The organism is Dehalobacter sp. TeCB1, from assembly GCF_001707455.1.
GTDB classification, from domain to species: Bacteria; Bacillota; Desulfitobacteriia; order Desulfitobacteriales; family Syntrophobotulaceae; genus Dehalobacter; species Dehalobacter restrictus.
The window spans coordinates 1-22,959 of the sequence record NZ_MCHF01000012.1; the positions used below are offsets into that span (position 1 = coordinate 1).

Genomic DNA, 22,959 nt, shown 5'->3' on the forward strand with positions numbered 1-22,959 from the left:
AGTATGGCTGTGGGTTCATTTACTGGAGTATTGAAGATCCGGTGGGTTTTGCTAGAACACTGCCTATAGCAAAAATGGCCGATATTGTATTTACGACCGCTTTGGAGTGTATCCGTGAATACCGGAATCAAGGAATTCAGGCCCATCTTCTTATGTTTGGCTGCAATCCTGAATTCCACCAAAGCGGGGTATATAGGCCCCAGTATGACCTGGATTTTGCTGTGCAGGCTAGTTGGTACAATTTTGCTTCCAGAATAGAGGGCTTTAACATTTTGTTAAAGCCTTTGCTGGGATTAGGTCATAAGTATCGCATTTGGGGATACAATTGGGACAGTGATCCACAGGCCCGCGCTTTTCTAGGAGATAATGGGGACCATTTCGCCGGGATTCTTCCCAATGAGAAGCTGCCGGATCTATGTGCTTCTGCCAGAATCATTCTAGGATTTCAGTGTGACTCCTCCAGTATTACGCAGACCAGTATGCGGAATTATGAGGTGCTTTCTTGCGGGGGATTCTATCTTTGTCAATATACCAAGGCCAGTGCCTATATTTTCCGTGAGGGAGCCCACCTTGAACTTGCCAGGGATAAAGAAGAGGCCGTGAGTAAAGTGTTATTTTACTTGGCCCATGACCAGGAACGTATCAGGGTTGCCCGGCTGGGGCAGGAGTATGTGCATAGAAGGCACTCATATGAGGTCAGGGTTAGTGAGGATGTTCTTCCTCACATTGAACGGAGAGCATAAGGGAAACCGCTAAGATCAGAGAACTACGGGTCTGAATTGTTTTGTGCGGCTGAAAGCCTTTTATAGATCATTAACATTTGCTGGCCGCACCAGCATCCTTTGTTTTGGGAATTTATGATTTTCAAAAAGCATCTCCCAAAGCCATTGATTTCTGAGGGAAAACTGTTTTCTGAAAGAATAATCTGATGTTCAGGACAAATCGGAGGCTTTTCATTATAAGGAACTAGAAGTATATAATATTGGCCGGTACTTAAGAGATGTTGAGCAAATACTTCAGCCGGGTTCGGAAAGTGCTCAAGACAGTTGCTGGAGATAATAACATTAAAGCGATCTTTTTGAGGATCGAGGATTTCTGAACGGAAGTTGCCGGACGGGTAATCAGCTTTGCATTTTTTGACAGCAGTCTCTGAAAAGTCCAGACCGGTTACATGAGCGTTTGAAAATCTTTTGCTAATCTCCTCAACTCCTTGTCCCAGAGCGCAGCCCCAATCCAGGATAAAGGGACTCCCATCCTTAATGTATTTACACACTTCTTCGGGCAGATTCTCCAACAGCATCCTCATGAAAAATCTTGTCTGATTCTTTCCTCCTGCCGTTTCCCAATTAACATCAAACCGGCTGTCCCAATACTCTTTAGAGTTTATCGTCGTCATATTTTTGTCTCCTCCTCATTCGTGTAATAACAGCATATTCATCGTACAAAGCATTGTTCACCAAAGGCCTATTATCATAGATTCTCAAGTATCCGGCAAAGAGGAGATGGAATTAAAGCGGGTCCATTTATTAAAATACGATATTAAAAAGTCTAAGGTTCTTGGGATTGCTCCACAATTGACGGCAATAAAAGGGCCATTTGGTCTGCTTTGATTATGGATAGCTTGGCAAACACTTCTTTACCCGTACCGTTTTCTCCTTGAAGGAGAAAATGAGCATCGAATTTGGCAAATTTTTGAGCCAGTTTGACGGAATTCACCATCGGCTCAGAACTGCCGATAATTTTATCAAACATAAATTTGGTTTCCGACATCACCGTATGGGATACATTTCTTCCGCTATGTTTTCGTATGGCTAATAGACATCCGAAATTTTGTCCAAACTTATTTGACATTGAATAAATAGAAGTCAGTTTCAATTTTTGATGTGCATAGGTAATGTCGATATCAACATCGTCTAAAGATTCTCCTGATTGAAGTACAGACTGGATCAGAGGCTGCTGCCCGAATACGGATTCAATTTGCTGACCGATTATTTCCTGACCCAGATTACTGACAATCTTTTCAGCATTTCCATTAACCTGAGTAATAATCCCTTTATTATTTATTTTACATAAATATTTGGGAAATTGGTCCATCACAGAATAGACTTGATCGCAGTCGTACCGTTGTTATCAAAATCAAAAATTAGTAAGAGTTAGAATTGTGTATCTGTTCCAAATACTTTACCAAGCCCCCGGAGGCTTGAATAATATTTTTCGAAATTTGCGCTTACATCAAAAAAAAATTTTATGATAAACTTAAACTACAGCGTGCGATTTGGTAAACGTAAGTCCATTTGCCATCACCGGGGCTGTATTTTTTACGGTTGGAGCCGAATATTTGATAGGGGCGGAGCATGGATAATTATATCAGCATCACAGGTGCAAGAGAAAATAATCTAAAAAATATAAGTCTAAAAATCCCCCGCAATAAGCTGACAGTATTTTCGGGTGTTAGCGGCTCGGGATCCCACGGTTGAAACGGAAAATAGGCGCTTTATGTCAGGTTGGCCTCGGCTATATTAAACTCGGTCAGGCGTCAACAACTTTATCAGGCGGTGAAGCGCAGCGTGTAAAGCTGGCAACCGAGCTGCTTAAACCAGCTACGGGATCGACCGTATATATATTTGACGAGCCGACGACGGGATTGCATATGGCTGATATTCAAATACTTATCGATATGATCCATAGACTTGTTGACGCCGGGAATACCGCAGTTATTATAGAACATAATCTCGATTTAATAAAGAATGCGGATTTTATTATCGACCTTGGGCCAGAAGGAGGGGTTGACGGAGGAAACGTCATATGCAGCGGCACACCCGAACAGGTTGCCGGGTGCGGCGAAAGCTATACAGGTCAGTACTTGAAAAAGTATTTAGGTATAGAATGAGGCAAATAAATGACATATACACGCTACTCAAATCTTGAATTGTTGAAACTGCCCGATTGTGACGGGCTTCTTGAAAACGGCAAATGCAAATATCTGGATGTTCCTGCTTGTCTGGGGGAAAACTGTTCGTAATATCATAACAGCCGGGAAAAGGTATTTGCGCGCCTGCGTTCGTTAGATAAAGAAAAGCAGGAGCATATCTCCCGGAAATATTATAGCAGTAAACGCCCTTGGGCGAAAACCGAAGTAAAACCAAGGAGGGAACATAGGTATGTACAAGATAAACGATCTTATAGTATATGGAAAAACGGGTGTTTGCAAAATCATGGATGTCACGATCCCCAAAGATAACAGCTTTGAAAGAGACCAGCTTTATTACGTCCTGCAACCGTTGTATGAGAATAGCGTAGTCTATACGTTGGTCAATACGAATGTATTCATGCGTCCTATCATATCCGCGGAGGAAGCCGAACGCCTTATTGATATGATCCCCAAAATTCAAGCCGAGCCGTATTACAACGATCGTATGCAGGAGCTTACGCAACACTATGAAGCTGCTATAAAAGCTTATAATTGCGCGGATTTAATTGAGCTTGTCATGTCTATCTATGCTAAAAAGCAGATTGTCAAACAGCAAAACCACAAATTCGGACAGATAGACCAGAAATTTATGAAACAGGCGGAAGAACTTCTATTCGGCGAGATTTCAGTCGCGCTCGGTATTCCACTAGACAAGGTGCAGAAGTATATTGCATCAAGAGTTGAAGAACAATAAATACTGTTAATTTTGTACAAAATCCCATGGCAGTTGATTGGTTGAAGGTAAAAAGTACCTGATTGGTTAAAAATAAATAGAAATTTTGTGAAGTACTGCCAAACGCAGTGCTTACTTATTTCCCAAAATGGTGATAATAAAACAAAGTTGAATAATGGGAGGTGATTGCCATGATGACGACAAAGATACCCAATAGGTTGGCTCAAGAAAAGTCTCCGTATCTCCTCCAGCATGCCTACAACTCGGTTGATTGGTTTCCTTGGGGTGAGGAAGCTTTTCAGAAAGCCAAAACGGAAGATAAGCCTATCTTCCTATCTATTGGGTATTCTTAAAGAAAAAGCTTGTTGTCATTGGTGTCATGTCATGGAACGGGAATCTTTTGAGGATGAAGAAGTCGCCGCAATACTGAACCGCAGTTATATTCCGATTAAGGTGGATCGCGAAGAAAGACCGGATATTGATCAGTTGTATATGACCTATTGTCAGATGATGACCGGAGCAGGCGGCTGGCCACTGACTGTGCTGATGACGCCGGATAAACAGCCTTTCTTTGCCGGAACGTATTTCCCGAAACACAGCCATTACGGACGTCCCGGCCTCATGGATATTCTGAGTCAGGTAGGTGAGCTGTGGCAGACAGAGAAAGATAAAGTCATCCAAACGGCAGCGGAACTTTACGAAACAGTTACCAGGCATTATCGTGGGGATAAAAACGCCACGTCTGCCGTGCCAAAGAACAAGCAGACCCTGCCATTTACAGAGAAAGAAAAAGACAGCGGTGATATAGCTGTCTGGGGTAAAAACGTACTGGACAAAGGATATGCACTGCAGGAAGACAAGTTTGATTCACGATACGGGGGATTCGGTAGTGCTCCGAAATTCCCGGCTCCCCATAACCTGGGTTTTTTATTGCGGTATTCAATGGAAGAGCCACAGAGCAAAGCACTGGTAATGGTTGAAAAAACATTGGACAGCATGGCTGACGGAGGGATCTTCGATCATATCGGGTTTGGCTTTGCACGCTATAGCACAGACCGTTACTGGCTGGTTCCCCATTTTGAAAAAATGCTTTATGACAACGCCGGTCTGGCCCTTGTGTATTTGGAAGCTTATCAGAAAACCAAAAAGGAAAAATACCGCCGGGTTGCACAAAATATATTTGGGTATGTTCTGCGCGATATGACTTCTCCGGAAGGAGGCTTTTATTGTGCAGAAGATGCAGACTCCGAGGGTGAAGAGGGCAAATACTATCTTTGGTCTAATGATGAAATCAGAAAAACGCTGCAGGAAGGGATCGAACTTCTTCAAAAAGCAAAAGATGCAAAAAATAAATTTGAACCTTTTCTAAATCAACCGGAAGAAATTGTGGAAATCTACTGTGATGCTTATGGAATTACGGAAGAAGGCAATTATGAAGGGAAAAACATTCCTTCACAAATCTTCAGTGGCAGAGACGATCTGGCTTTTCGCTGCAGTTTGACCGGAGATGAACTCGACGAATTGCTGAACCTCTGCAATGCTATTCTGTTTAAGGCGAGAGAAAAAAGGGCCCGTCCAGCAAAAGATGATAAGATCCTGGTTTCCTGGAACGGTTTGATGATCAGTGCTCTAGCCAAAGGAGTGCAGGTGCTCGCAGGCGATCTCTCCTGGAGAAGCGACAGAGTGAGCCTACTTCTGGCTGCAGAAAATGCCGCAGGCTTTATCATGGCCAGGATGTTTGATTCACGCGGCAGACTGCTCGCCCGGTACAGGAATGGTGAGGCAGGTATACCTGGTTATCTTGACGATTATGCTTTTCTGGTTGATGGGCTGCTGGAACTCTATATGGCGTGTGGAAAAACAGTATATCTGGAGCAGGCTATACATCTGCAGGAAGAACAGGAAAAACTATTCCGGGATGAAACAAACGGCGGATATTATTTTACCGGAAGAGATGCTGAAGAACTGCTATTCAGGCCCAAGGAGATCTATGACGGTGCGATGCCTTCCGGGAACTCGATGAGCGCCTGCAATCTAGTGAGGCTGTGGAGACTTACCGGCCTATCCAAATGGCAGGAACTGGCCGAAAGACAACTTAATTCGTTCCGAAACGCTGTTGAGGACTACCCTCCTGGATACACCGCTTTCCTTCAGGCAATCCAATACGCCTTAAGTCAGGGCGAGGAACTGGTATTGTCCGGATCGGCCGGTAATGAAGAATTAGAAAAAATGCAGGCCGTCATTTTTAAAGACTTTCATCCGCATGCTGTCGTGGCCTATAATGACGGTTCATTAGCGCAGGTGATCCCGAGAATGCAAGATTACCCTGTCAGTGAGACTCTTTGTGTTTATGTCTGCAGGGATTTTGCCTGCAGGGAGCCTGTAAATACCCCCGAAGAATTAGCAAAAATCTTGACGGAATAGTACTGCCTTGATGCGTCGTCGTACTTTATCTTTCCGATGCTTGTTACCTTTCCGTGTATCTATTTGTGAGTACGACAAAAGCATCAAGTTTCCGATGGACTCGCTCAAAGAGAAGACCGCCGGCAAACCACACCGGCGCAAAGCTCAGCGTAATAAGTCCGTTTATCGCCAGCGGATCCGTATACCGCCACGGATAGACCCCCAGAATTTTAAGCAGAAACAGACCGCTTGTATATTCTATCCCCCAGATTGCTGTGAGCCAAACGAGTCCCCTCAGCGGCCACCTCCACTCTGAAATCAAATCGTGCAAAGGTTCAAGAATAACAGCGGAACCATATATAAAGAACATCCAAAGGTTGGTAAAGCCCATCAGCCGGAAATCCCCGTGGACAAAAGAATCAAGTCCTGTCCAGATTATTTCGAGGCTCCAGCCCATCAGCCCGTAAAATAAATATCGTTTTAGCATGATCATAGTTTGTGACAGGGAGGGATATTTTACTTATTGTAAAATATCCCTTAATAATTAGTACCATGGTTAACCCTAATCTTAACTATTCTTAGATAAAAGTGAATAGTTCGGAAAGCGCACCGAATACGGGGACTCCTTCTTTGTGAATTAGTCCTGGGAAAGGATTCTCTTTTCCAGTGTGTTCGATTGCTTTTGTGATCACTTCAAGACTCATCGGGGCGATAGGTAAATTACGACAATCTTCGAGCGAGTAGAAACCGGCCTGGATTACCTCGACCGGATCATGTTTTAATTGACCGCCCAGACCGCGAAGAAAGAAGACAATATAAATATTGTGTTTCACGTTCGGGATATCTTCAGGGTAATCGCGGACTGCCAGAATGCTTACAGGCTTCGACAGGATGCCGGTTTCCTCGCGGACTTCCCTGACAACCGCTTGGGCAATTTTTTCATTCTGTTCTACATAGCCGCCGGGAATAGTCCATCTTCCTTTACCGGGGTTATGCGCTCTTTGGACGAGGAGTACTTTGTCGTCTTGAAGCAAAAGACCGCCTACGCCCAGGGAGTATTCCCCCCAGTGGATATAGTCACAGGCCGGGCAGCTTTGCCTCTTTTTGTCTTCAATTAGTTTATACTCCAGGGCGGCAGAACACACGGGACAAAACTTAAATTCCGGATAAAGAGACGGCATATGATTCCTTCTTTCTCTAATCAAAGTTATTAATCCTATTTTATCCTGAAAAAGAGAAGATGCAAATTTTATCTAAATTGGGAAATACGGCACGAAGGATAAATAATTTCTTTGTAGAACTACTAAATAATACTTTAATCGACTGAATTTTCAACCTGTGGGGGAAATATAAGAATGAAAAATGATAAGAAAAAAGAGATTTGGCTCGATCCTGAGGAACTCCGGCAGTTGTTGGAGGGAGGCTTGTATTGGAAAGATATAGAGCCCAAACTGTCCGAGGAAAATGCGGAAAGCATCAGAAGGCAGCTTAGTCTTGAAGATGAGGCTGATATTAATGACGGTGCTATTGACGAGTATGACCAGAACACCGGGGAATTTGACCAGACCAACGGAGAATATGGCCGGACGGCCGGGAAGTCTCCGGAAGAGGATCAAGCGGAAGCAGGGCCTGTTTTTGCCGGAGATTCGGATGAAGACAATGAGGAGATCAGAACGATTTTGCTTGGTGATCAAAATTCGGGGCAGGATGAACTGCAAAGACTGTTTATCTCCCAAGCGGCTTCCCTGGAAGATGACTTTAATGAAATGAAAAATCCGGCGGAAACAAGTCCGGACAGCTTCAGCCCGCTTGCTGATACTGAGGCAGCGGATGATTTGAATAAAGCTGATGAAGCCTACAACGCAGAAGATACCGCTATGAACCCGACAGATCTGGGTACTCTGGAGGAAACAGAAGTAGGGGCGGAAGAAAGAAGCCGCTTTTCTGATTTAAATAGTTATATCATGAACAGTAAAAATGACCCGAGTGCGGACGATGACGATGACTTAGATTTTGAGTTCGAACAGAAACGCGGCTTTGGTGGACTAAAGCTTGTTATTCTGGTTGTGATTGTTGCAGCGGTCACCTTCGGTTTGTGGTATTTCTTTATCAGCGATTGAGGACTTTTCGCTAAGTACAGCAATGTTGAATTTTTTATAGTCAGCGAGCAAAAAAACCTATCTTCGGATAGGTTTTTTTTAATAAAATAGTTTTCAAAATGATCAAAAAGGGTTAAAATAGTTACGAAGGTCAAAAAAGGTCATAAAGTCAGCAAAGGTCAACATTGAAATAAGGATGGATGACGATGAGTAATTTGGCGGACAGAATCGAGGAGTACCTCAAGAAGATTATAGAGCAGGCCGAAGTTGGGTATATTGTCCTGCAAAGAGGTTATCTTGCTGATTTCTTTTCATGTGCTCCTTCCCAGATTAACTATGTTCTTACAACGAGGTTTACTGCAGAACGCGGCTATCTTGTTGAAAGCAGAAGAGGCGGCGGCGGATATTTAAGGATTGTTAGGCTGGGACTTGATCCTGAGGGTAAATTCCAGAGACTCATGTCGGAACTCATTGGGGATGACCTTTCCCAGGATCGGGCTAACAATCTTGTGGACAGACTCAGAGAAGAAGAGCTGTTCACCAAAAGAGAAGCAATCCTGGTAAAAACGATTTTTTCCGACCGGCTTTTGGCTGGAGTGACGAATTTGCCTTCTACGCTTAGGGCCCGTATGATGAAAGAAATACTGGCGAATATGTGCCGGGACGATGTTAATGATTGATCGGGGGAATAGCAATGCTTTGTCAGAACTGTCAACAACGGGAGGCTGTGGTTCATCTGACCAAAATCATTAATGGACAGGCGGCGCAGCTTCATCTTTGCCAGGAATGTGCTCAGAAAGCGCCTGGTACCGGCTTCAATCTCTACCCTGGAATGGTATCGGATTTTTTACAGGCATTATTTGGGGTAAATCCGGCAGGACAGTATGATCAGACGATCGTAGACAGTCAGCCCGGAAAATGTCCCGGGTGCGGAAGAACTTTTTCCCAGATACAGCAAGCCGGGAAAATGGGCTGTAGCAAATGTTACGATGAATTTGAGCCCCAAATGGAAATGCTCCTGCGCCGGATCCATGGAAGAGGGATGCATGTCGGGAAAGTGCCGGTAAGACGAGGCGCTTCGTTCCGAAACAAACAGGAAATAGTCAAATCGAAAGAACAACTCTTGGAGCTAGTAAAAGCAGAAAAGTTTGAAGAGGCAGCTATATTAAGAGACCGGATTAAAGAAATGGAGAATACTGTCGGAGGTGAAAGCAAATGACTTATCGGGAACTGCTTGCCAAAGACAGCTTCTGGATGAAGGATACCCTGGACATTCCGATTGTACTGAGTTCCAGGATCAGACTGGCCAGAAATATCGCGGACAATCCTTTCCCTCACGTCATGTCCCATGATGATGCCGAAAAAATTGAAGCACAGATTTCCGGCGTCCTGGACGGTTTTACCGCTGAAGGGGAAAAGCTTGTTTATATTCCATTGAAAATGCTTATTCCGGTGGAGAAGAAGGTATTGATTGAAAAGCATCTGGTCAGCCCGGGTTTTAACGAGACTGAATATGCACGCGGTCTGGCCTTGTCCGAAAGCCATAAAATTGCAGTCATGGTCAATGAAGAAGATCACCTGAGAATTCAGGTGCTGATGCCGGGGAACAGCCTCAGGGAAGCTTGGCATCTTGCAGGATTGGTCGATGATCATCTGGAAGCGCATCTGGATATTGCTTATAAAGAAAAGCTTGGCTATTTGACGACTTGCCCCACCAATGTTGGAACCGGCCTGAGAGTATCCGTGATGGTTCACTTGCCAGCCCTGGTGCTGACCAATCAGGTCCAGCAGGTTCTGGGTGCCCTGACTTCGCTTGGGTTGGCAGTACGCGGTCTGTACGGTGAAGGCTCCAGGCCCTTCGGAAATATCTTTCAGATATCCAACCAGGTTACTTTAGGCAAGAGTGAAGAGGACACCTTAACGCATCTTGATGCGGTGACGCGGCAGCTGATGGAACGGGAAGTCCAGATGCGGGAAGTTATTCGCAAAGAATCTCCGCTTATCGTCGAAGACAAAGTATGGAGGGCCCGGGGGACTTTGGAAAATGTCAGGATCCTTGAAACGGAAGAGATCTATTCACTTCTATCGGAGGACCGGCTGGGCATTGATATGGGCATTTTATCTAGAGTTTCTGCAGGTTTCGTGTCTGTCTTGATTAACTCAATGCAGGGATGTCTGCAATATAATCTCAATAAGCAGCTGGATGCTTATCATATTAACGCAGAAAGAGCTAATTTTGTGCGTGGAATCTATCATCACAAAATGAGTGAGAATGTAAATTAAACGCCGATAGATTTGGAAAGGAAGGATCAAAATGTCAAGAAAATTTACGCAAAAGGCAGAAAAAGTATTTATGCTTGCTGAGGCGATTGCCAAACGCATGGGCCATAAGATTATAGGGACTGAGCATATTCTTTTGGCTTTGATTGAAGAAGGAGAAGGAGTTGCCGCGAAGGCGCTGACCGGGATTGGATTGGATCCTGACAAGGTAAGCGCAAAGATTACCCAGATCATTGGCGTAGGAACCCCTATCAGCGGAGAGGTCGGATTGTCTCCGCGAGTGAAGCGCGTGATTCAGCTTGCCACCGAAGAGGCTCAACGCCAGGGGGTCAATTATATCGGAACCGAGCACATTCTGCTTGGCATGATCATTGAGGGAGAAGGAATTGCTGCGAGAGTCCTGGCGGATCTTAAGATCAGCCCGGAAAAAATATGGGAGCAGGTTGTAGAGCTCCTGGGAGGAGAAACCGAAGGCACATCAATGCCCGGAAGTTCCGCCGCGAATAACAGCAAACCCGGACAGGCAGGTGGAACACCGACTTTAAACGAGTTCGGACGGGACTTGACGGTTATGGCCGCTGAAGGGAAGCTTGACCCCGTCGTCGGCCGGGGAAATGAGATTGAAAGAGTCATTCAGGTGCTGAGCCGCCGGACGAAGAATAACCCTGTATTGATTGGAGAACCCGGGGTCGGAAAAACGGCCATCGCCGAGGGTTTGGCCCAAAGGATTGTTAACAACCAAGTGCCGGAGATCCTTGTCGATAAACGGGTTGTAACACTCGATCTTTCTTCGATGGTAGCAGGGACAAAATATCGCGGTGAATTTGAAGAGAGAATGAAAAAAGTCATGGAAGAAATCCGGCTGGCGGGCAACGTGGTCGTCTTCATCGACGAACTCCATACCCTGATCGGAGCGGGGGCTGCCGAAGGAGCCATTGACGCAGCCAATATTCTGAAACCGGCTCTGGCCAGAGGAGAAATGCAATGTATCGGAGCAACGACACTCGATGAATACCGTAAGCATATTGAACGTGATCCAGCCTTGGAAAGACGTTTTCAACCGATTAAGGTAGGAGAGCCTACAGTTGAGGAAACCGTGGCCATTCTGAAGGGCTTAAGGGACAAGTATGAAGCCCATCACAGGGTGAAGATATCCGATGAGGCAATTGATATGGCAGCGCGCTTGTCCGACAGGTATATTTCCGACAGATTTTTGCCCGATAAAGCCATCGATTTAATTGATGAGGCTGCATCCAGAGTTCGCATTCACAGTTTTACGGCACCGTCGGATTTGAAAGAGCTGGAGGAAGAAATCGAAAATCTGAAGAAAGAAAAAGAAGCAGCCGTAAAAAGGCAGGAATTCGAAAAGGCTGCCGAAATCAGAGACGAAGAGCAAAAGAAACGCGAAAAGCTCAGCGAGATTCGTAAGAACTGGGAGGAAAGCCGAGAAAAGGACCGGATGGTCGTGGGGCCAGAGGATATCTCCAGAATCGTATCAAGTTGGACAGGAGTCCCACTGAATAAACTGGAAGAAGGAGAAAGCTTCAGACTCTTGAAATTGGAATCCCTTCTGCATGACAGCGTGATCGGACAGGACGAGGCAGTCACGGCTGTTGCCCGTTCGATCAGACGGGCCAGGGCGGGACTCAAAGACCCTAAGCGGCCCATTGGTTCGTTTATCTTCCTCGGACCGACAGGAGTCGGAAAAACCCAGCTGGCGAGGTCTTTGGCTGAATCTCTGTTTGGGGATGAAAATTCGTTGATCAGAGTTGATATGTCCGAATATATGGAAAAGCATGCCGTATCCAGGATGGTAGGTTCGCCTCCGGGATATGTCGGTCATGATGAAGGTGGTCAGCTTACGGAGGCGGTCCGCAGGAAACCATACAGCGTCATTCTGTTTGACGAAATAGAGAAGGCCCATCCTGAAGTGTTTAATATTCTGTTGCAGGTACTGGAAGACGGCAGGCTCACGGATTCTAAGGGAAGGCTTGTGGATTTCCGCAACTGCGTATTGATTATGACGTCCAACGTCGGAGCTTCTTTCCTCAAAAAAGAATCTCTGGGTTTTGTCTCCGGAAGAAACGAAGAAAGCGAATATAAATCCATGAGTTCCAGGATCATGGAGGAACTTAAGAAGACTTTTCGTCCGGAATTTTTGAACAGAGTGGATGAAATGGTGGTATTCCATCCGCTCAAGCAAGACGATCTTGTGAAGATTACCAAAATCCTGATCAAGGATGTCAGCAAACGACTAAAAGAGCAGGAACTTGAACTGGTCCTGGATGATGAGGTTCTGGAGCATCTGGCAGAAGAGGGTAATGATCCGACTTATGGGGCGCGTCCTTTACGGAGGGCTATCCAAAAAATGATTGAGGATCCTCTGTCTGAAAAGATTCTTGAAGGAACTTATAACGCAGGCGATATGATTAAGGTCGAACTTTCCGACAAAGAAGTCGTTTTTGTGAAACCCGCTGCCGTCAAGAAAAAGGGCGGAAAGAAACTGGAAAAGGTCTAAGGGGGAAGGGATTTTGGCAGGTCCGAAGACGAAGTTCTATTGCCGGGAATGCGGGCAGGAAAGCGCGAGATGGCTTGGAAGGTGTCCCGGATGCGGTGAATGGAATACACTGATTGAGGAGCGCGTAGAAAAATCCAAACCTACAGAACACAGAGGGATCGTTCAGGCGATCCCTCTGACTGAAATCCAAACGATGGAAGGGCAGAGACTTGATACCGGAAGTCCGGAACTTAACCGGGTTTTCGGGGGAGGGGTTGTCGAAGGGTCCTTTGTTCTATTAAGCGGGGAGCCCGGGATTGGCAAATCCACTTTGTTTCTGCAAATGGCAGAATATCTTTCCCGGAAGGAAAATGTGCTTTATGTGTCGGGAGAGGAATCTGCCCGGCAAATCAAACTCAGGGCTGACAGAATGGAGCTTTCTTCTTCCCGGGTACATATACTCGCCGATAATTCCCTGGAAGCAGTACGTTCGGAGGTGCTGAACAAAGGCTATAAAGTCGTTTTTATTGATTCGATCCAGACAATGCTGCTCGAAGACGTTCAGTCTGCACCCGGAAGCGTCAGCCAGGTAAGGGAAGGGGCTTCTTTTTTGCTGAAACTGGCCAAAGAAAATGAGATTACGGTTTTCCTGGCCGGCCATATTACAAAGGAGGGTGCGATTGCCGGACCCAGGGTTCTGGAGCACATGGTCGATACGGTCCTGTATTTTGAAGGAGATCAGCACCATATTTTCCGTCTGCTGCGGGCAGTTAAAAACCGTTTTGGTCCGGCCAACGAAATTGGGGTATTTGAGATGAGAGGCTGCGGTCTAGCTGATGTTACAAATCCCTCCATGTTTTTTATGGGCGATCATACACAGGTATCTGCTGGTTCCGGGGTGGCTGTCGTGATGGAAGGAACAAGGCCGCTCTTAGTGGAAGTCCAGGCTTTGGTAACATCGTCCATCTTTGCGCCGCCGAGAAGAACCGTAAACGGGATGGATTACCACCGCCTGCTGATGCTTCTGGCAGTCCTGGACAAACGAGCCGGGTACGCTTTTGGCACCCGGGATGTTTTTGTCAATATTGCCGGGGGTCTCGATGTGGATGAACCGGCAGCGGATCTTGCCGTTATTGCCTCTGTGATGTCGGGAATTAAAGATCAGCCGCTTGGAAATATGGCTTTAATCGGGGAACTCGGTTTGACCGGAGAAATTAGAGGGGTTTCTCATATTGAGCAGCGGATCAGAGAAGCGGAAAAATTTGGTTTCCAAAATTGCCTGGTACCAAAAGTCAATGCAGACAGTATCGGGAAGACCGATTGCCGAATCATTCCGGTTAAGAACATTGAGGAAGTACTGGATTTTCTTTTTTAGATGATTTTGATACCAAAATAAAAAAGGATGTCAAAAGACATCCGCGGCAGTCATTCCAAGGCATCACTGATTTGTAAACATTAGTAACTGATATACAAATATACAAAATGACAGAAAATATCTCCGCATCCTTTAATCTTCTTTTAAGCTCAGCTATCTAAAATTAAAAACAGTAAGTGTTTTGAGTCTGTTTTCTTCTTTTTCCAGGATTTCGTTTACAGACAAGCCCAGAATATTGGCAAGAGCTGAGATATAAAAAAGCTGATTTCCCAGTTCGGTTTCGACAACTTCACGGCAGTTGGAACAAAGGTTTCCTACCAGATGACTGTTCAGGAGAAACTTAAGATCTGAGATAGTAGCATTTTCTGGAATTGGGCTCTTGTGGGCATCCACTGAGACACAGCCGCAAGAAGTCACAGCCTTCGTGATAGCCCTGTTTACCCGGGAAGAAGCCTCTTGTCCTTTTGATAAAATATCCAAGATGCTTTGGTGTCGAATTAGCATAGCATCAACCGTTTCTTGAAAATCATTATTGATTGGACTCATAGAACATACACTTCCTTTCTGCCAATTTCATTATAGACAGCATCTGAAGCTGTTGTCAATTTCATCAAATCGGGAAATATTTCTTGAATTAAGATATATTGAAATAATTTGTCGTTTACTTTGAAAGAGAAATACAACCTGATATAATGATGAGATACAGGGGAAAATACCGCTAAACAATTTCATAGGGGACAGATCAGGGAAATTTCAGACTCCTGGTATAAACAAAATAGTTTTTAGCCAAAATATAGAAAAAGGGAGGTGAATTTGATGCTTAGCAAAATTGTTCGCGGCATCATTACGCTGCTGTTTGGTGCAGCAGGAATTTACGTAGATTACTTGATATTAAAGGTTGTTGATATTCGTCAACTTAGTCAGACATTAGGTTTCGAGATTCACTTATACTGGACTTATATTATTATTTTTATTGTGTTATCTGCTTTTGGTTTCTTTCTTGCCCCTGTATGCATGAAAGTTTTCATTGGCCTTGTCAAATGGCTGGAAAGCAGACTTATCCGCATGCCGATTCACGATTTGGTCGGAGGTTCACTTGGGGGTATTGTCGGTTTGCTGATTGCCCGTCTGGTTTGCATTACTTTTGTGGGTATTCCGTTTCTCGGTCCGATTCTGTCGGTCATCATCAGTTTGTTACTTGGCTACGTCGGCCTGATTATTGGGATCAATCGCAAGGATGATATTCTTGGATTTTTCAACTTTTTACCCAAGCTGAAAGGGGAACGTGCTGAAAAAGAAAAGAATAAGGATAAAGGACACGGGAAACAATCCGCTGCTGCAGGCTATAAAGTGCTTGATACCAGTGTGATTATTGACGGCAGAATTGCGGATATTGTCAAAACGAGCTTTTTAGATGGGGTTCTTCTGATTCCTGGTTTTGTTCTGGAAGAGCTCAGACATATTGCCGATTCTTCAGACGCCTTGAAAAGAAACCGGGGTCGGAGAGGACTTGATATCCTGAATCAGATTTCCAAGGAATCGATCATTAAGGTCGAGATCTACGAAGGTGATTTTGAAGACATCGCTGAAGTGGACAGTAAGCTTGTCAAACTGGCGAATATTCTGGACGCGCCGATATTGACCAATGATTATAACCTAAACAAAGTGGCCGAGCTTCAGGGGATAAAAGTCTTAAATATCAATGAATTGGCCAATGCTGTGAAACCAGTCGTCCTTCCGGGCGAAGAGATGTATATTCAGATAATGAAGGAAGGAAAAGAGGCTGGACAGGGCGTAGCTTATCTGGATGACGGAACGATGGTTGTCGTTGACGGAGGACGCAGGTACATTGGGCAACAGACCACCGTGCTGGTTACGACTGTTCTGCAAACTGCTGCAGGTAGGATGATCTTTGCTAAACCCAAAGGGATGCAGGAAAAATCATCTGAGGAGTTTTCCCATGAGTTTAATGCATTCGGCTGATATTGCGGCTATTGTACCTGCTGCTGGGCAGGGAAAAAGGATGGGGGGTCAAGGCAACAAGCTTCTGCTTGAACTTGCCGGGACCCCTATCCTTGTTTTTACTCTAAAAACACTGGAACTTTGTCCGCTAATTAAAGAGATCATTATTCCTGCGGCAAGGGCAGATATTTTGACAATTAAAAAGTTGGTGGCGAAATACAGTCTAAATAAGGTAACGGCAGTGGTTGAGGGAGGTGCTGAAAGGCAGGAATCCGTTTACCGGGCGCTTCAGTCCTTAAGTACTGAGGTGGACAGCGTGATCGTCCATGACGGTGCCAGACCTTTATTAACACTGGATAATCTGAACCGTTTTGTTGAAGAAACGGCGGACTTCGAAGCGGCCGTCATGGCTGTACCTTTGAAAGATACTGTGAAAAAGGTTGATGCTCAGGGCCGGGTTGTGGAAACACCCCCGCGGGAACAGCTTCGGGCGATTCAAACACCGCAGATTTTTAACCGGAACCTTTTAGAAAAAGTACACAAACTCGCCTTTGAACAGCAGTACCTGGCCACGGACGATGCTTCTCTATTTGAGTGGCAGGGCTTACCGGTCAGGGTTGTTGAAGGTAGTTACGAGAATATCAAAGTGACCACGCCTGAAGATATGCTTTGGGCGGAGTCCATCCTGTGCAGAAGAAGAGAGGTGCCTCAAATGAAGATAGGACTGGGCTACGATGTCCATGCACTGGTTGAGGGACGGATGTTGATTCTGGGCGGAGTAGAAATTCCCCATGACAAAGGACTTTTGGGGCATTCTGATGCGGATGTTCTGACGCATGCCGTAATGGATGCGATGCTCGGGGCTTGTGCGCTTGGTGATATCGGCAAACATTTTCCCGACAGCGATGCCCGGTACAAAGGCATTTCCAGTCTGGCATTGCTGGCTGAAGTTGTAAAGCTTGCGCAAGGTGAAGGCTACAGGCTTGGGAATCTGGATAGTGTGATTGTCGCTCAGAAACCGAAAGTATTGCCTTATATCGCGCAGATGAGAAAGAATCTGGCAGAGATTCTGAACGCAAGTCCGGACTGTATATCGATCAAAGCAACGACGACGGAATATCTGGGCTTCGAAGGCAGAGAAGAAGGAATCAGTTCCCAGGCAATCGTTTGTCTTTTGCCTGTATGACCTGATATAATATTAAACGCAATTATTCTTATATTTTTAATATCTTGTATTTTATTAATACCTGCTGAAGACAAGCAGTACGAAGTAGAAATGAGGTTATGTCGGTTATGACGGTGAAAGTAAGGTTTGCTCCAAGCCCGACCGGGCCCCTGCATATCGGAGGAGCCAGGTCAGCTCTTTTTAATTATTTGTTTGCAGCAGGCAGAGGCGGGACCTTCGTCTTTAGGATAGAGGATACCGACCTGGAACGGTCGAGCCGGGAATCAGAGCAGGATATCATGAAAGCGCTGCACTGGCTGGGGATCACCTGGGATGAGGGAATAGACGCCGGCGGAGATTCCGGCCCTTACAGGCAGACGGAAAGGCTCGATACATACCGTGAATACACGGATAAGCTTCTTCAGAACGGACATGCTTACCTGTGCTACTGTTCAGAAGAAGAACTGGAACAGGAGCGTCAGGAGCTGAGTTCCCGTGGGGAGACCCCGCGCTATCTCGGAAAATGCCGGACGCTGACCGCAGAACAGCGCCAGGTTTATGAAGCGGAAGGGAGGAAACCTGTTGTCCGCTTCCGAGTGCCGGAAGACCAGGATATCGTGATCAATGACCTGGTCAGAGGGAAAGTCATTTTTGAAAGTAATGGAATCGGGGATTATATCATTGTCAAATCAGATGGAATCCCCACATACAATTATGCCGTGGTCATCGACGATGTCCTGATGGGCATCACGCATGTCGTCAGAGGAGAAGAACATCTATCCAATACGCCGCGTCAGGTCTTAATTTATGAGGCCCTTGGAATGAAAGTACCGGATTTTGCCCATATCTCCTTGATTTTGAATACTGAAGGGCGGAAGATGAGCAAACGGGACGGGGATACTGCTGTCATGGATTATTTCCATAAAGGGTATTTGCCGGAGGCCGTCGTGAACTTTATCGCGCTTTTAGGCTGGTCGCCTTCCGGTGAGCAGGAATTTTTTACGATCGAAGAACTCAAGAAAGAATTTTCATTGGAAAAAGTATCAAAGAGCCCGGCAGTTTTTGATTTGAATAAACTGAACTACATTAATGCGCACTACCTGAAACAGACTGCTTCGGCAGACCTTGCCCGGTTGGTGCTGCCGTTTTTGAGAGAAAAAGGACTTTTTCCGAATGAGCTTTCTTTGGCTGAACAGCAGTGGGTGACCGGCTTTATTGACGCCGTCAAGGAAAAAATCAACTGCTTAAGCGAGGTTAAGTCCTATATTCATTATTTTATTGGAACAGAAATTGATGTGCTGACGGAGGAAGCTGAAGCGATTATGAAGGCAGATACCGTACCGGTAGTGCTGCAGCTTTTTGCAGCCAAGGTCCGGGAAGCTGCGCTGCTTGACGCACCGGCAGCCAAGAGCATATTAAAAGAGATCACCAAAGAACTTAACCTGAAAGGCAAGGATGTATTTATGCCGGTTAGGATTGCGCTTACGGGGCAGATGCATGGCCCTGACCTCGACCGGATCATGGAGCTGCTCGGCAAAGAAAATATTTACGGGCGATTGGAGAAAACGGCTGCTTATCCGAAGTAAGTACAAGGAGGAAATCGTGATGGCGATCAGACTGTATAATACACTCACGCGCCGCAAAGAGGAGTTTGTGCCGAGGGAACCGGGAAAGGCTTCAATGTACGCCTGCGGCCCCACGACGTATAATTATTTTCATTTGGGAAATGCCCGGATGCTGGTAGTATTCGATATGATCAGGCGCTACCTGATCCATAAAGGATTTGACGTTACGTATATCCAGAATTTTACCGACGTCGATGATAAGATTATTAAACGGGCGGCTGAAGAAGACTGTGACCCGATAGCGCTGGCCGGCAAATATATTAATGAGTACTTTACGGATGCCAAGGCTTTGAATATTCTTCCTGCCGATATCCACCCGAGAGCCACGGAACATATCCCGGAGATGATTGACATTATCCGCAGGTTGGAGGAAAAGGGCTTAGCCTATAATATTGACGGGGATGTCTATTTCGCTGTCGACAAATTCCCGGGATACGGCAAGCTGTCCGGCCGGACTCTTGAAGATATGCAGGCCGGAGCACGTGTAGAGGTGGACGATAAGAAGCATAACCCGATGGATTTTGCGCTATGGAAAAAAGCCAAAGCGGGAGAACCTTTCTGGGAGAGTCCCTGGGGTAAGGGAAGGCCCGGCTGGCATATTGAATGTTCAGCGATGTCCTTGAAATACCTCGGGCCTGGGTTTGATATTCATGGGGGCGGAGGCGACCTGGTTTTTCCGCATCATGAGAATGAAATTGCGCAGTCCGAAGGCTGTCTGGAGGGTCAGCAGTTTGCGCGGTACTGGATGCATAATGCGTTTATTACCATTAATCAGGAGAAAATGTCCAAATCGCTGGGGAACTTCTTTTTGGTCAGAGATGTTACAGGAAAATTCCCGGGAGATGTTATCCGTTTTTATCTGCTCGGAACACACTACCGCAGTCCGCTGGATTTTGATGATGAGAAGCTGGTCATGGCCTCTAAAGGACTGGACCGCCTGAAAAACAGCGTGCGTCTGGCCAAAGAGGCCTTGGGCAAAGCGCTGGGTAAAGAGGGTATGACGTTCGGTATCATTGCTGCGAACCGAGACCAGAAGGCGGATAATGAAATGGCTGAGGCCAGTCTGGAGGCCAGGAATGCTTTCGAACAGGCTATGGACGATGATTTTAATTCGGCCCAGGCTTATGCAGCCTTATTCGAGCTGGCCAAAGGAATCAATACGTACCTTGCCAAAGTTTCTATAAAGACTGAATCTCTGGCTGAAGCAGCACAGACTTTGATAGAGCTGGCTGGGATACTTGGATTTGATCTGGAAGCCGAGGCTGAAGTTTTACAGGGGGATTCCGGAAAACTGGCCCAGGTTATGGAGCTTGTGATGGAGATCAGAGCCAATGCCCGTAAGAACAAGGACTGGACGACTGCGGATCTCATCAGGGACAGGATTAAAGAAATCGGGATTGTGATTGAAGATACCCCTGAGGGTGCCCGCTGGTATTTGAAATAGTTAAGGGATGATAACATTTGCCTAAGCAAAACGAACCTAAACAGGATAACGGCATGCCGGATATTTGGTCGGTACAAATCAATAAACGGTGGCAGGATATTAATATCCTGCTGCTTGCCTATATAGGTGACGCCGTTTACGAATTATGGGTACGCAAGCATCTTCTGGAGCAGGACATTGCCAAGGTACAACTCATGCATAAGCGGGCTATTTTCTATGTACAGGCCAAAACGCAAGCAGGTATTCTGAGGCATCTCATGAACGAACTGGATGAAACGGAAACAGAGGTTGTTCTGAGGGGTCGGAATGCGAAGGGCCACTATCCGCGTAGTGTTGATGTTGTCACCTACAGGCATTCTACAGCCTTCGAAGCGCTTATCGGTTACTGGCATATTACTGGCCAAAATACTCGGATGGGCGCGGTTCTAAACAACATAGACGGGATTCTTGAGACAATGGCGATAGAAAATAGCAAGAAAACAGAAAGAGGTACTTTACCCGAAGAAACCGGAAAACGGGGGGGAGTCGGAACATGAAGATCACAAACTTTGAACATACCGGACTGGACCGAGTCGCAGCCTGGATTAAACGGAATCATTTAAGCGGGATATCCGCCACGGAACTAAAGAAAGTTCTGAAAACGGTCAATATATTCTTTGTTGCAGAAGGTATCAACCGGGTTCAGAGCATGCTGCTCTGTGAGCTGAAAGCATCCTATGTACAACAAAGTCAAAGATACGTGGCGCTTGATCAGGACGCGTTTGCTTTTCCCGACCTGCCGCCAGAAGATTACCACAGAGCCTTGGAGCTCGGGCAGCAAGCATTGGATCTGTATACCAGAATGTGTGCACTGAAGGAAGGCGGGTTTAAAGGGAGACCTAAGCCTGAGCATTACCTTTACGCGATTCCGATTGAAGATGCCCGCTATATACTGCCGCTCGCGGCAAAGACGAATCTATCCGTTTCGATGTCCGGGGACAAACTGTGGGAGTTCTTTCTTTTATTCAATGACAGGAAATATGAAGGGATATTCGAGACCCTGAAAAATGAGCTGGAAGCCTTCCTTCCGGCTGAATTACGCGCGCTGTTCCCCGATGACTATGACAGTACGGCAGAATTAACAATCATTGAGGACTTCTATCGGACAGATTTGGCGAGAATTAATTCCGAAGATGACCTCATCTTATTATCCAGTTGTCAGGATCCGGACATTAAGGCTGGTCTAGGCGCTCTGACCAGCACCCAAAGCAGGGCGTCTTCCGAGGTTTTGCTGTCCTGGGGGGAGGAAGCTCCAGTTAAGGCGAAAGAAATTGTCCAGAGAGTGCTTGGTTACGGTCATGAAAGTATTGCCGAACAGGTCCGGACCACTTTTGGGATGATGTGTTCCTTGGTGACGTATCACCAGCAGGTCCGTCATCGTCTGCCGGAAATGTTCCGGGAAGACTTCAGTAACCTTTTCAGCGACACAGAAAGACCGGTAATCGTTCCGGATAGCATTCGCAATTCTCCGTTTTTGGAGGAGTTCTTAAATCTGACGGAAGCCTATCGGACATTTTCCAGGGAGATTTATCAAAAATTGGGGCTGGGCAAAGCTATGCCGTTTATCCTGAACTGCCAGCTTTTAAAAATGATTATGTCCACAAATGCGAGGATAGACAATCAGATGCTCTCGGAAAGGACCTGCCTGAACGCCCAGTGGGAAATCAGAAAGCTCGCAGTCAAGAAACTGAAGATCCTCAGAGAATTATCCGGTGTACTCTATGAAAAAGCACTGCCGCCCTGTCTGGTCAGCAAATGCCATGAAGGGAAGATGACCTGCGGCAAACAGCAGGAAGTAAGAGATCTGTTCTATTTCAGGCAAAAGTAACGGCTGCGCACTACATGCAGCATTTTATTATCTTCAGAGGATTTGCCGCGTTGTTCTGAAAATTTTTTAGGGGGCTAATGAATGAAAGCAATCGTTTCGGTAGATCAAAACTGGGGTATTGGCTATAAAGGAGACCTGCTGCTGAAAATTCCGGAAGATATGAAGTTTTTTAAGCAGATGACTGTTGGCAAGGTCGTGGTCATGGGCAGAGGAACCTATGAATCATTGCCGGGAAAAGAGCCCTTAAAGGGCAGAACGAATATTATCCTGAGCACAAACAAGGATTTTCAGGATGAAAGATTTATTATCTGTCATTCTCTGGAGGACCTGCTTCAGGAGCTGAAAAAATACCCTTCGGACGATATCTGTGTGATTGGCGGAGAATCACTTTTTCAGCTGCTCATGCCCTATCTGAATGAACTGTATGTAACAAAAATCAGGCACACATTCCCTGCGGATAAGCATCTTAGGAATGTCGATGAAGATGACAACTGGAAAGTCGAGTCTGAAGGTGAATTGCAAACTTATAATGACATTCAGTACAGTGTTGTAAAATATATAAGAAAGTGAACGTCGTAATATACAAATTTTAAAGGTT

Annotated in this window: 23 protein-coding genes and 1 pseudogene; 19 read left to right on the top strand and 5 right to left on the bottom strand. The window is 45.8% G+C overall.

Going from position 1 to position 22,959, the window contains the following annotated elements:
* On the top strand, nt 1-743 hold a 743-nt coding region (locus tag A7D23_RS03275; RefSeq protein WP_242871490.1), incomplete at its 5' end, for a glycosyltransferase.
* A 23-nt stretch (nt 744-766) separates the two neighbouring features.
* Here the strand turns inward: A7D23_RS03275 and A7D23_RS03280 are convergent.
* Together A7D23_RS03280 and A7D23_RS03285 are read right to left on the bottom strand one after the other, a co-directional pair.
* Nucleotides 767-1,396 (bottom strand): class I SAM-dependent methyltransferase, encoded by a 630-nt coding sequence (locus A7D23_RS03280; RefSeq protein ID WP_025205099.1) that lies wholly within the window; start codon nt 1,394-1,396, stop codon nt 767-769.
* 152 nt (nt 1,397-1,548) lie between these two features.
* Nucleotides 1,549-2,094, bottom strand: coding sequence for a sigma 54-interacting transcriptional regulator (locus A7D23_RS03285; protein ID WP_025205101.1), 546 nt, complete (start codon nt 2,092-2,094; stop codon nt 1,549-1,551).
* A 370-nt stretch (nt 2,095-2,464) separates the two neighbouring features.
* Between A7D23_RS03285 and A7D23_RS03295 the strand changes: the two are divergent.
* From A7D23_RS03295 to A7D23_RS03305, 5 genes and pseudogenes are all read left to right on the top strand, one after another.
* Nucleotides 2,465-2,890: pseudogene (locus A7D23_RS03295) on the top strand (hypothetical protein); the annotation flags it as partial.
* A 9-nt stretch (nt 2,891-2,899) separates the two neighbouring features.
* A complete protein-coding gene (locus tag A7D23_RS16540; RefSeq protein WP_282432009.1) occupies nt 2,900-3,022 on the top strand; it encodes a hypothetical protein in 123 nt (40 codons plus the stop codon).
* A 139-nt stretch (nt 3,023-3,161) separates the two neighbouring features.
* The gene (locus tag A7D23_RS03300) at nt 3,162-3,665 is read left to right on the top strand and encodes a CarD family transcriptional regulator (protein ID WP_025205105.1); all 504 of its coding nucleotides are present in this window, start codon (nt 3,162-3,164) and stop codon (nt 3,663-3,665) included.
* 170 nt (nt 3,666-3,835) lie between these two features.
* Nucleotides 3,836-3,997, top strand: a complete 162-nt coding sequence (locus tag A7D23_RS16545; RefSeq protein ID WP_038603480.1) for a DUF255 domain-containing protein — start codon at nt 3,836-3,838, stop codon at nt 3,995-3,997.
* Nucleotides 3,998-4,028: 31 nt separating this feature from the next.
* Nucleotides 4,029-6,068, top strand: coding sequence for a thioredoxin domain-containing protein (locus tag A7D23_RS03305; protein WP_038603066.1), 2,040 nt, complete (start codon nt 4,029-4,031; stop codon nt 6,066-6,068).
* 43 nt (nt 6,069-6,111) lie between these two features.
* On the opposite strand, the gene A7D23_RS03310 is transcribed toward A7D23_RS03305, so the two are convergent.
* Together A7D23_RS03310 and A7D23_RS03315 are read right to left on the bottom strand one after the other, a co-directional pair.
* Entirely contained in the window at nt 6,112-6,534 is a 423-nt protein-coding gene (locus A7D23_RS03310; RefSeq protein WP_025205195.1) for a hypothetical protein, read from the bottom strand.
* A 91-nt stretch (nt 6,535-6,625) separates the two neighbouring features.
* The gene (locus A7D23_RS03315) at nt 6,626-7,228 is read right to left on the bottom strand and encodes an NUDIX hydrolase (RefSeq protein ID WP_019225182.1); all 603 of its coding nucleotides are present in this window, start codon (nt 7,226-7,228) and stop codon (nt 6,626-6,628) included.
* Between the two features lie 174 nt (nt 7,229-7,402).
* Between A7D23_RS03315 and A7D23_RS03320 the strand changes: the two genes are divergently transcribed.
* The 6 genes from A7D23_RS03320 to radA all read left to right on the top strand — a co-directional run bounded on the left by A7D23_RS03320 (nt 7,403) and on the right by radA (nt 14,298).
* Complete coding sequence (locus A7D23_RS03320; RefSeq protein ID WP_019225183.1) at nt 7,403-8,167, top strand: hypothetical protein; 765 nt, start codon at nt 7,403-7,405, stop codon at nt 8,165-8,167.
* A 185-nt stretch (nt 8,168-8,352) separates the two neighbouring features.
* Nucleotides 8,353-8,826 (top strand): CtsR family transcriptional regulator, encoded by a 474-nt coding sequence (locus A7D23_RS03325; RefSeq protein ID WP_019225184.1) that lies wholly within the window; start codon nt 8,353-8,355, stop codon nt 8,824-8,826.
* A gap of 14 nt (nt 8,827-8,840) precedes the next feature.
* The gene (locus tag A7D23_RS03330) at nt 8,841-9,365 is read left to right on the top strand and encodes a UvrB/UvrC motif-containing protein (RefSeq protein WP_019225185.1); all 525 of its coding nucleotides are present in this window, start codon (nt 8,841-8,843) and stop codon (nt 9,363-9,365) included.
* Nucleotides 9,362-10,429: a protein arginine kinase gene (locus A7D23_RS03335; RefSeq protein ID WP_019225186.1), complete on the top strand. Its 1,068-nt coding sequence runs from the start codon at nt 9,362-9,364 to the stop codon at nt 10,427-10,429. Before A7D23_RS03330 ends, A7D23_RS03335 begins: the two co-directional genes overlap by 4 nt.
* 31 nt (nt 10,430-10,460) lie before the next feature.
* Entirely contained in the window at nt 10,461-12,944 is a 2,484-nt protein-coding gene (locus tag A7D23_RS03340) for an ATP-dependent Clp protease ATP-binding subunit (RefSeq protein ID WP_019225187.1), read from the top strand.
* 13 nt (nt 12,945-12,957) lie between these two features.
* On the top strand, nt 12,958-14,298 hold the full coding sequence (gene radA, locus A7D23_RS03345; RefSeq protein ID WP_019225188.1) for a DNA repair protein RadA: 1,341 nt from the start codon (nt 12,958-12,960) through the stop codon (nt 14,296-14,298).
* 153 nt (nt 14,299-14,451) lie between these two features.
* Here the strand turns inward: radA and A7D23_RS03350 are convergent, their stop codons facing one another.
* Nucleotides 14,452-14,844, bottom strand: coding sequence for a DUF1573 domain-containing protein (locus A7D23_RS03350; RefSeq protein WP_068883191.1), 393 nt, complete (start codon nt 14,842-14,844; stop codon nt 14,452-14,454).
* Between the two features lie 270 nt (nt 14,845-15,114).
* Between A7D23_RS03350 and A7D23_RS03355 the strand changes: the two genes are divergently transcribed.
* The 7 genes from A7D23_RS03355 to A7D23_RS03385 all read left to right on the top strand — a co-directional run bounded on the left by A7D23_RS03355 (nt 15,115) and on the right by A7D23_RS03385 (nt 22,931).
* On the top strand, nt 15,115-16,281 hold the full coding sequence (locus A7D23_RS03355) for a PIN/TRAM domain-containing protein (RefSeq protein WP_019225190.1): 1,167 nt from the start codon (nt 15,115-15,117) through the stop codon (nt 16,279-16,281).
* Nucleotides 16,259-17,446, top strand: coding sequence for a 2-C-methyl-D-erythritol 4-phosphate cytidylyltransferase (gene ispD, locus A7D23_RS16550; RefSeq protein ID WP_019225191.1), 1,188 nt, complete (start codon nt 16,259-16,261; stop codon nt 17,444-17,446). The genes A7D23_RS03355 and ispD overlap by 23 nt, the downstream gene beginning before the upstream one ends.
* Before the next feature lie 107 nt (nt 17,447-17,553).
* Entirely contained in the window at nt 17,554-19,011 is a 1,458-nt protein-coding gene (gltX, locus tag A7D23_RS03365) for a glutamate--tRNA ligase (protein ID WP_019225192.1), read from the top strand.
* A 19-nt stretch (nt 19,012-19,030) separates the two neighbouring features.
* Nucleotides 19,031-20,494, top strand: coding sequence for a cysteine--tRNA ligase (gene cysS, locus A7D23_RS03370; RefSeq protein ID WP_019225193.1), 1,464 nt, complete (start codon nt 19,031-19,033; stop codon nt 20,492-20,494).
* Between the two features lie 17 nt (nt 20,495-20,511).
* On the top strand, nt 20,512-21,030 hold the full coding sequence (locus tag A7D23_RS03375) for a ribonuclease III domain-containing protein (RefSeq protein ID WP_019225194.1): 519 nt from the start codon (nt 20,512-20,514) through the stop codon (nt 21,028-21,030).
* Nucleotides 21,027-22,361, top strand: coding sequence for an FAD-dependent thymidylate synthase (locus A7D23_RS03380; protein ID WP_019225195.1), 1,335 nt, complete (start codon nt 21,027-21,029; stop codon nt 22,359-22,361). The genes A7D23_RS03375 and A7D23_RS03380 overlap by 4 nt, the downstream gene beginning before the upstream one ends.
* A gap of 81 nt (nt 22,362-22,442) precedes the next feature.
* A complete protein-coding gene (locus A7D23_RS03385; protein ID WP_019225196.1) occupies nt 22,443-22,931 on the top strand; it encodes a dihydrofolate reductase in 489 nt (162 codons plus the stop codon).
* Nucleotides 22,932-22,959: the final 28 nt, after the last annotated feature.

Bases quoted from the DNA above. Each gene is read 5' to 3' on its own strand.
- A7D23_RS03280 (WP_025205099.1), bottom strand. From the start codon at position 1,396: ATGACGACGATAAACTCTAAAGAGTATTGGGACAGCCGGTTTGATGTT.
- A7D23_RS03285 (WP_025205101.1), bottom strand. From the start codon at position 2,094: ATGGACCAATTTCCCAAATATTTATGTAAAATAAATAATAAAGGGATT.
- A7D23_RS16540 (WP_282432009.1), top strand. From the start codon at position 2,900: ATGACATATACACGCTACTCAAATCTTGAATTGTTGAAACTGCCCGAT.
- A7D23_RS03300 (WP_025205105.1), top strand. From the start codon at position 3,162: ATGTACAAGATAAACGATCTTATAGTATATGGAAAAACGGGTGTTTGC.
- A7D23_RS16545 (WP_038603480.1), top strand. From the start codon at position 3,836: ATGATGACGACAAAGATACCCAATAGGTTGGCTCAAGAAAAGTCTCCG.
- A7D23_RS03305 (WP_038603066.1), top strand. From the start codon at position 4,029: ATGGAACGGGAATCTTTTGAGGATGAAGAAGTCGCCGCAATACTGAAC.
- A7D23_RS03310 (WP_025205195.1), bottom strand. From the start codon at position 6,534: ATGCTAAAACGATATTTATTTTACGGGCTGATGGGCTGGAGCCTCGAA.
- A7D23_RS03315 (WP_019225182.1), bottom strand. From the start codon at position 7,228: ATGCCGTCTCTTTATCCGGAATTTAAGTTTTGTCCCGTGTGTTCTGCC.
- A7D23_RS03320 (WP_019225183.1), top strand. From the start codon at position 7,403: ATGAAAAATGATAAGAAAAAAGAGATTTGGCTCGATCCTGAGGAACTC.
- A7D23_RS03325 (WP_019225184.1), top strand. From the start codon at position 8,353: ATGAGTAATTTGGCGGACAGAATCGAGGAGTACCTCAAGAAGATTATA.
- A7D23_RS03330 (WP_019225185.1), top strand. From the start codon at position 8,841: ATGCTTTGTCAGAACTGTCAACAACGGGAGGCTGTGGTTCATCTGACC.
- A7D23_RS03335 (WP_019225186.1), top strand. From the start codon at position 9,362: ATGACTTATCGGGAACTGCTTGCCAAAGACAGCTTCTGGATGAAGGAT.
- A7D23_RS03340 (WP_019225187.1), top strand. From the start codon at position 10,461: ATGTCAAGAAAATTTACGCAAAAGGCAGAAAAAGTATTTATGCTTGCT.
- A7D23_RS03350 (WP_068883191.1), bottom strand. From the start codon at position 14,844: ATGAGTCCAATCAATAATGATTTTCAAGAAACGGTTGATGCTATGCTA.
- A7D23_RS03355 (WP_019225190.1), top strand. From the start codon at position 15,115: ATGCTTAGCAAAATTGTTCGCGGCATCATTACGCTGCTGTTTGGTGCA.
- ispD (WP_019225191.1), top strand. From the start codon at position 16,259: ATGAGTTTAATGCATTCGGCTGATATTGCGGCTATTGTACCTGCTGCT.
- gltX (WP_019225192.1), top strand. From the start codon at position 17,554: ATGACGGTGAAAGTAAGGTTTGCTCCAAGCCCGACCGGGCCCCTGCAT.
- cysS (WP_019225193.1), top strand. From the start codon at position 19,031: ATGGCGATCAGACTGTATAATACACTCACGCGCCGCAAAGAGGAGTTT.
- A7D23_RS03380 (WP_019225195.1), top strand. From the start codon at position 21,027: ATGAAGATCACAAACTTTGAACATACCGGACTGGACCGAGTCGCAGCC.
- A7D23_RS03385 (WP_019225196.1), top strand. From the start codon at position 22,443: ATGAAAGCAATCGTTTCGGTAGATCAAAACTGGGGTATTGGCTATAAA.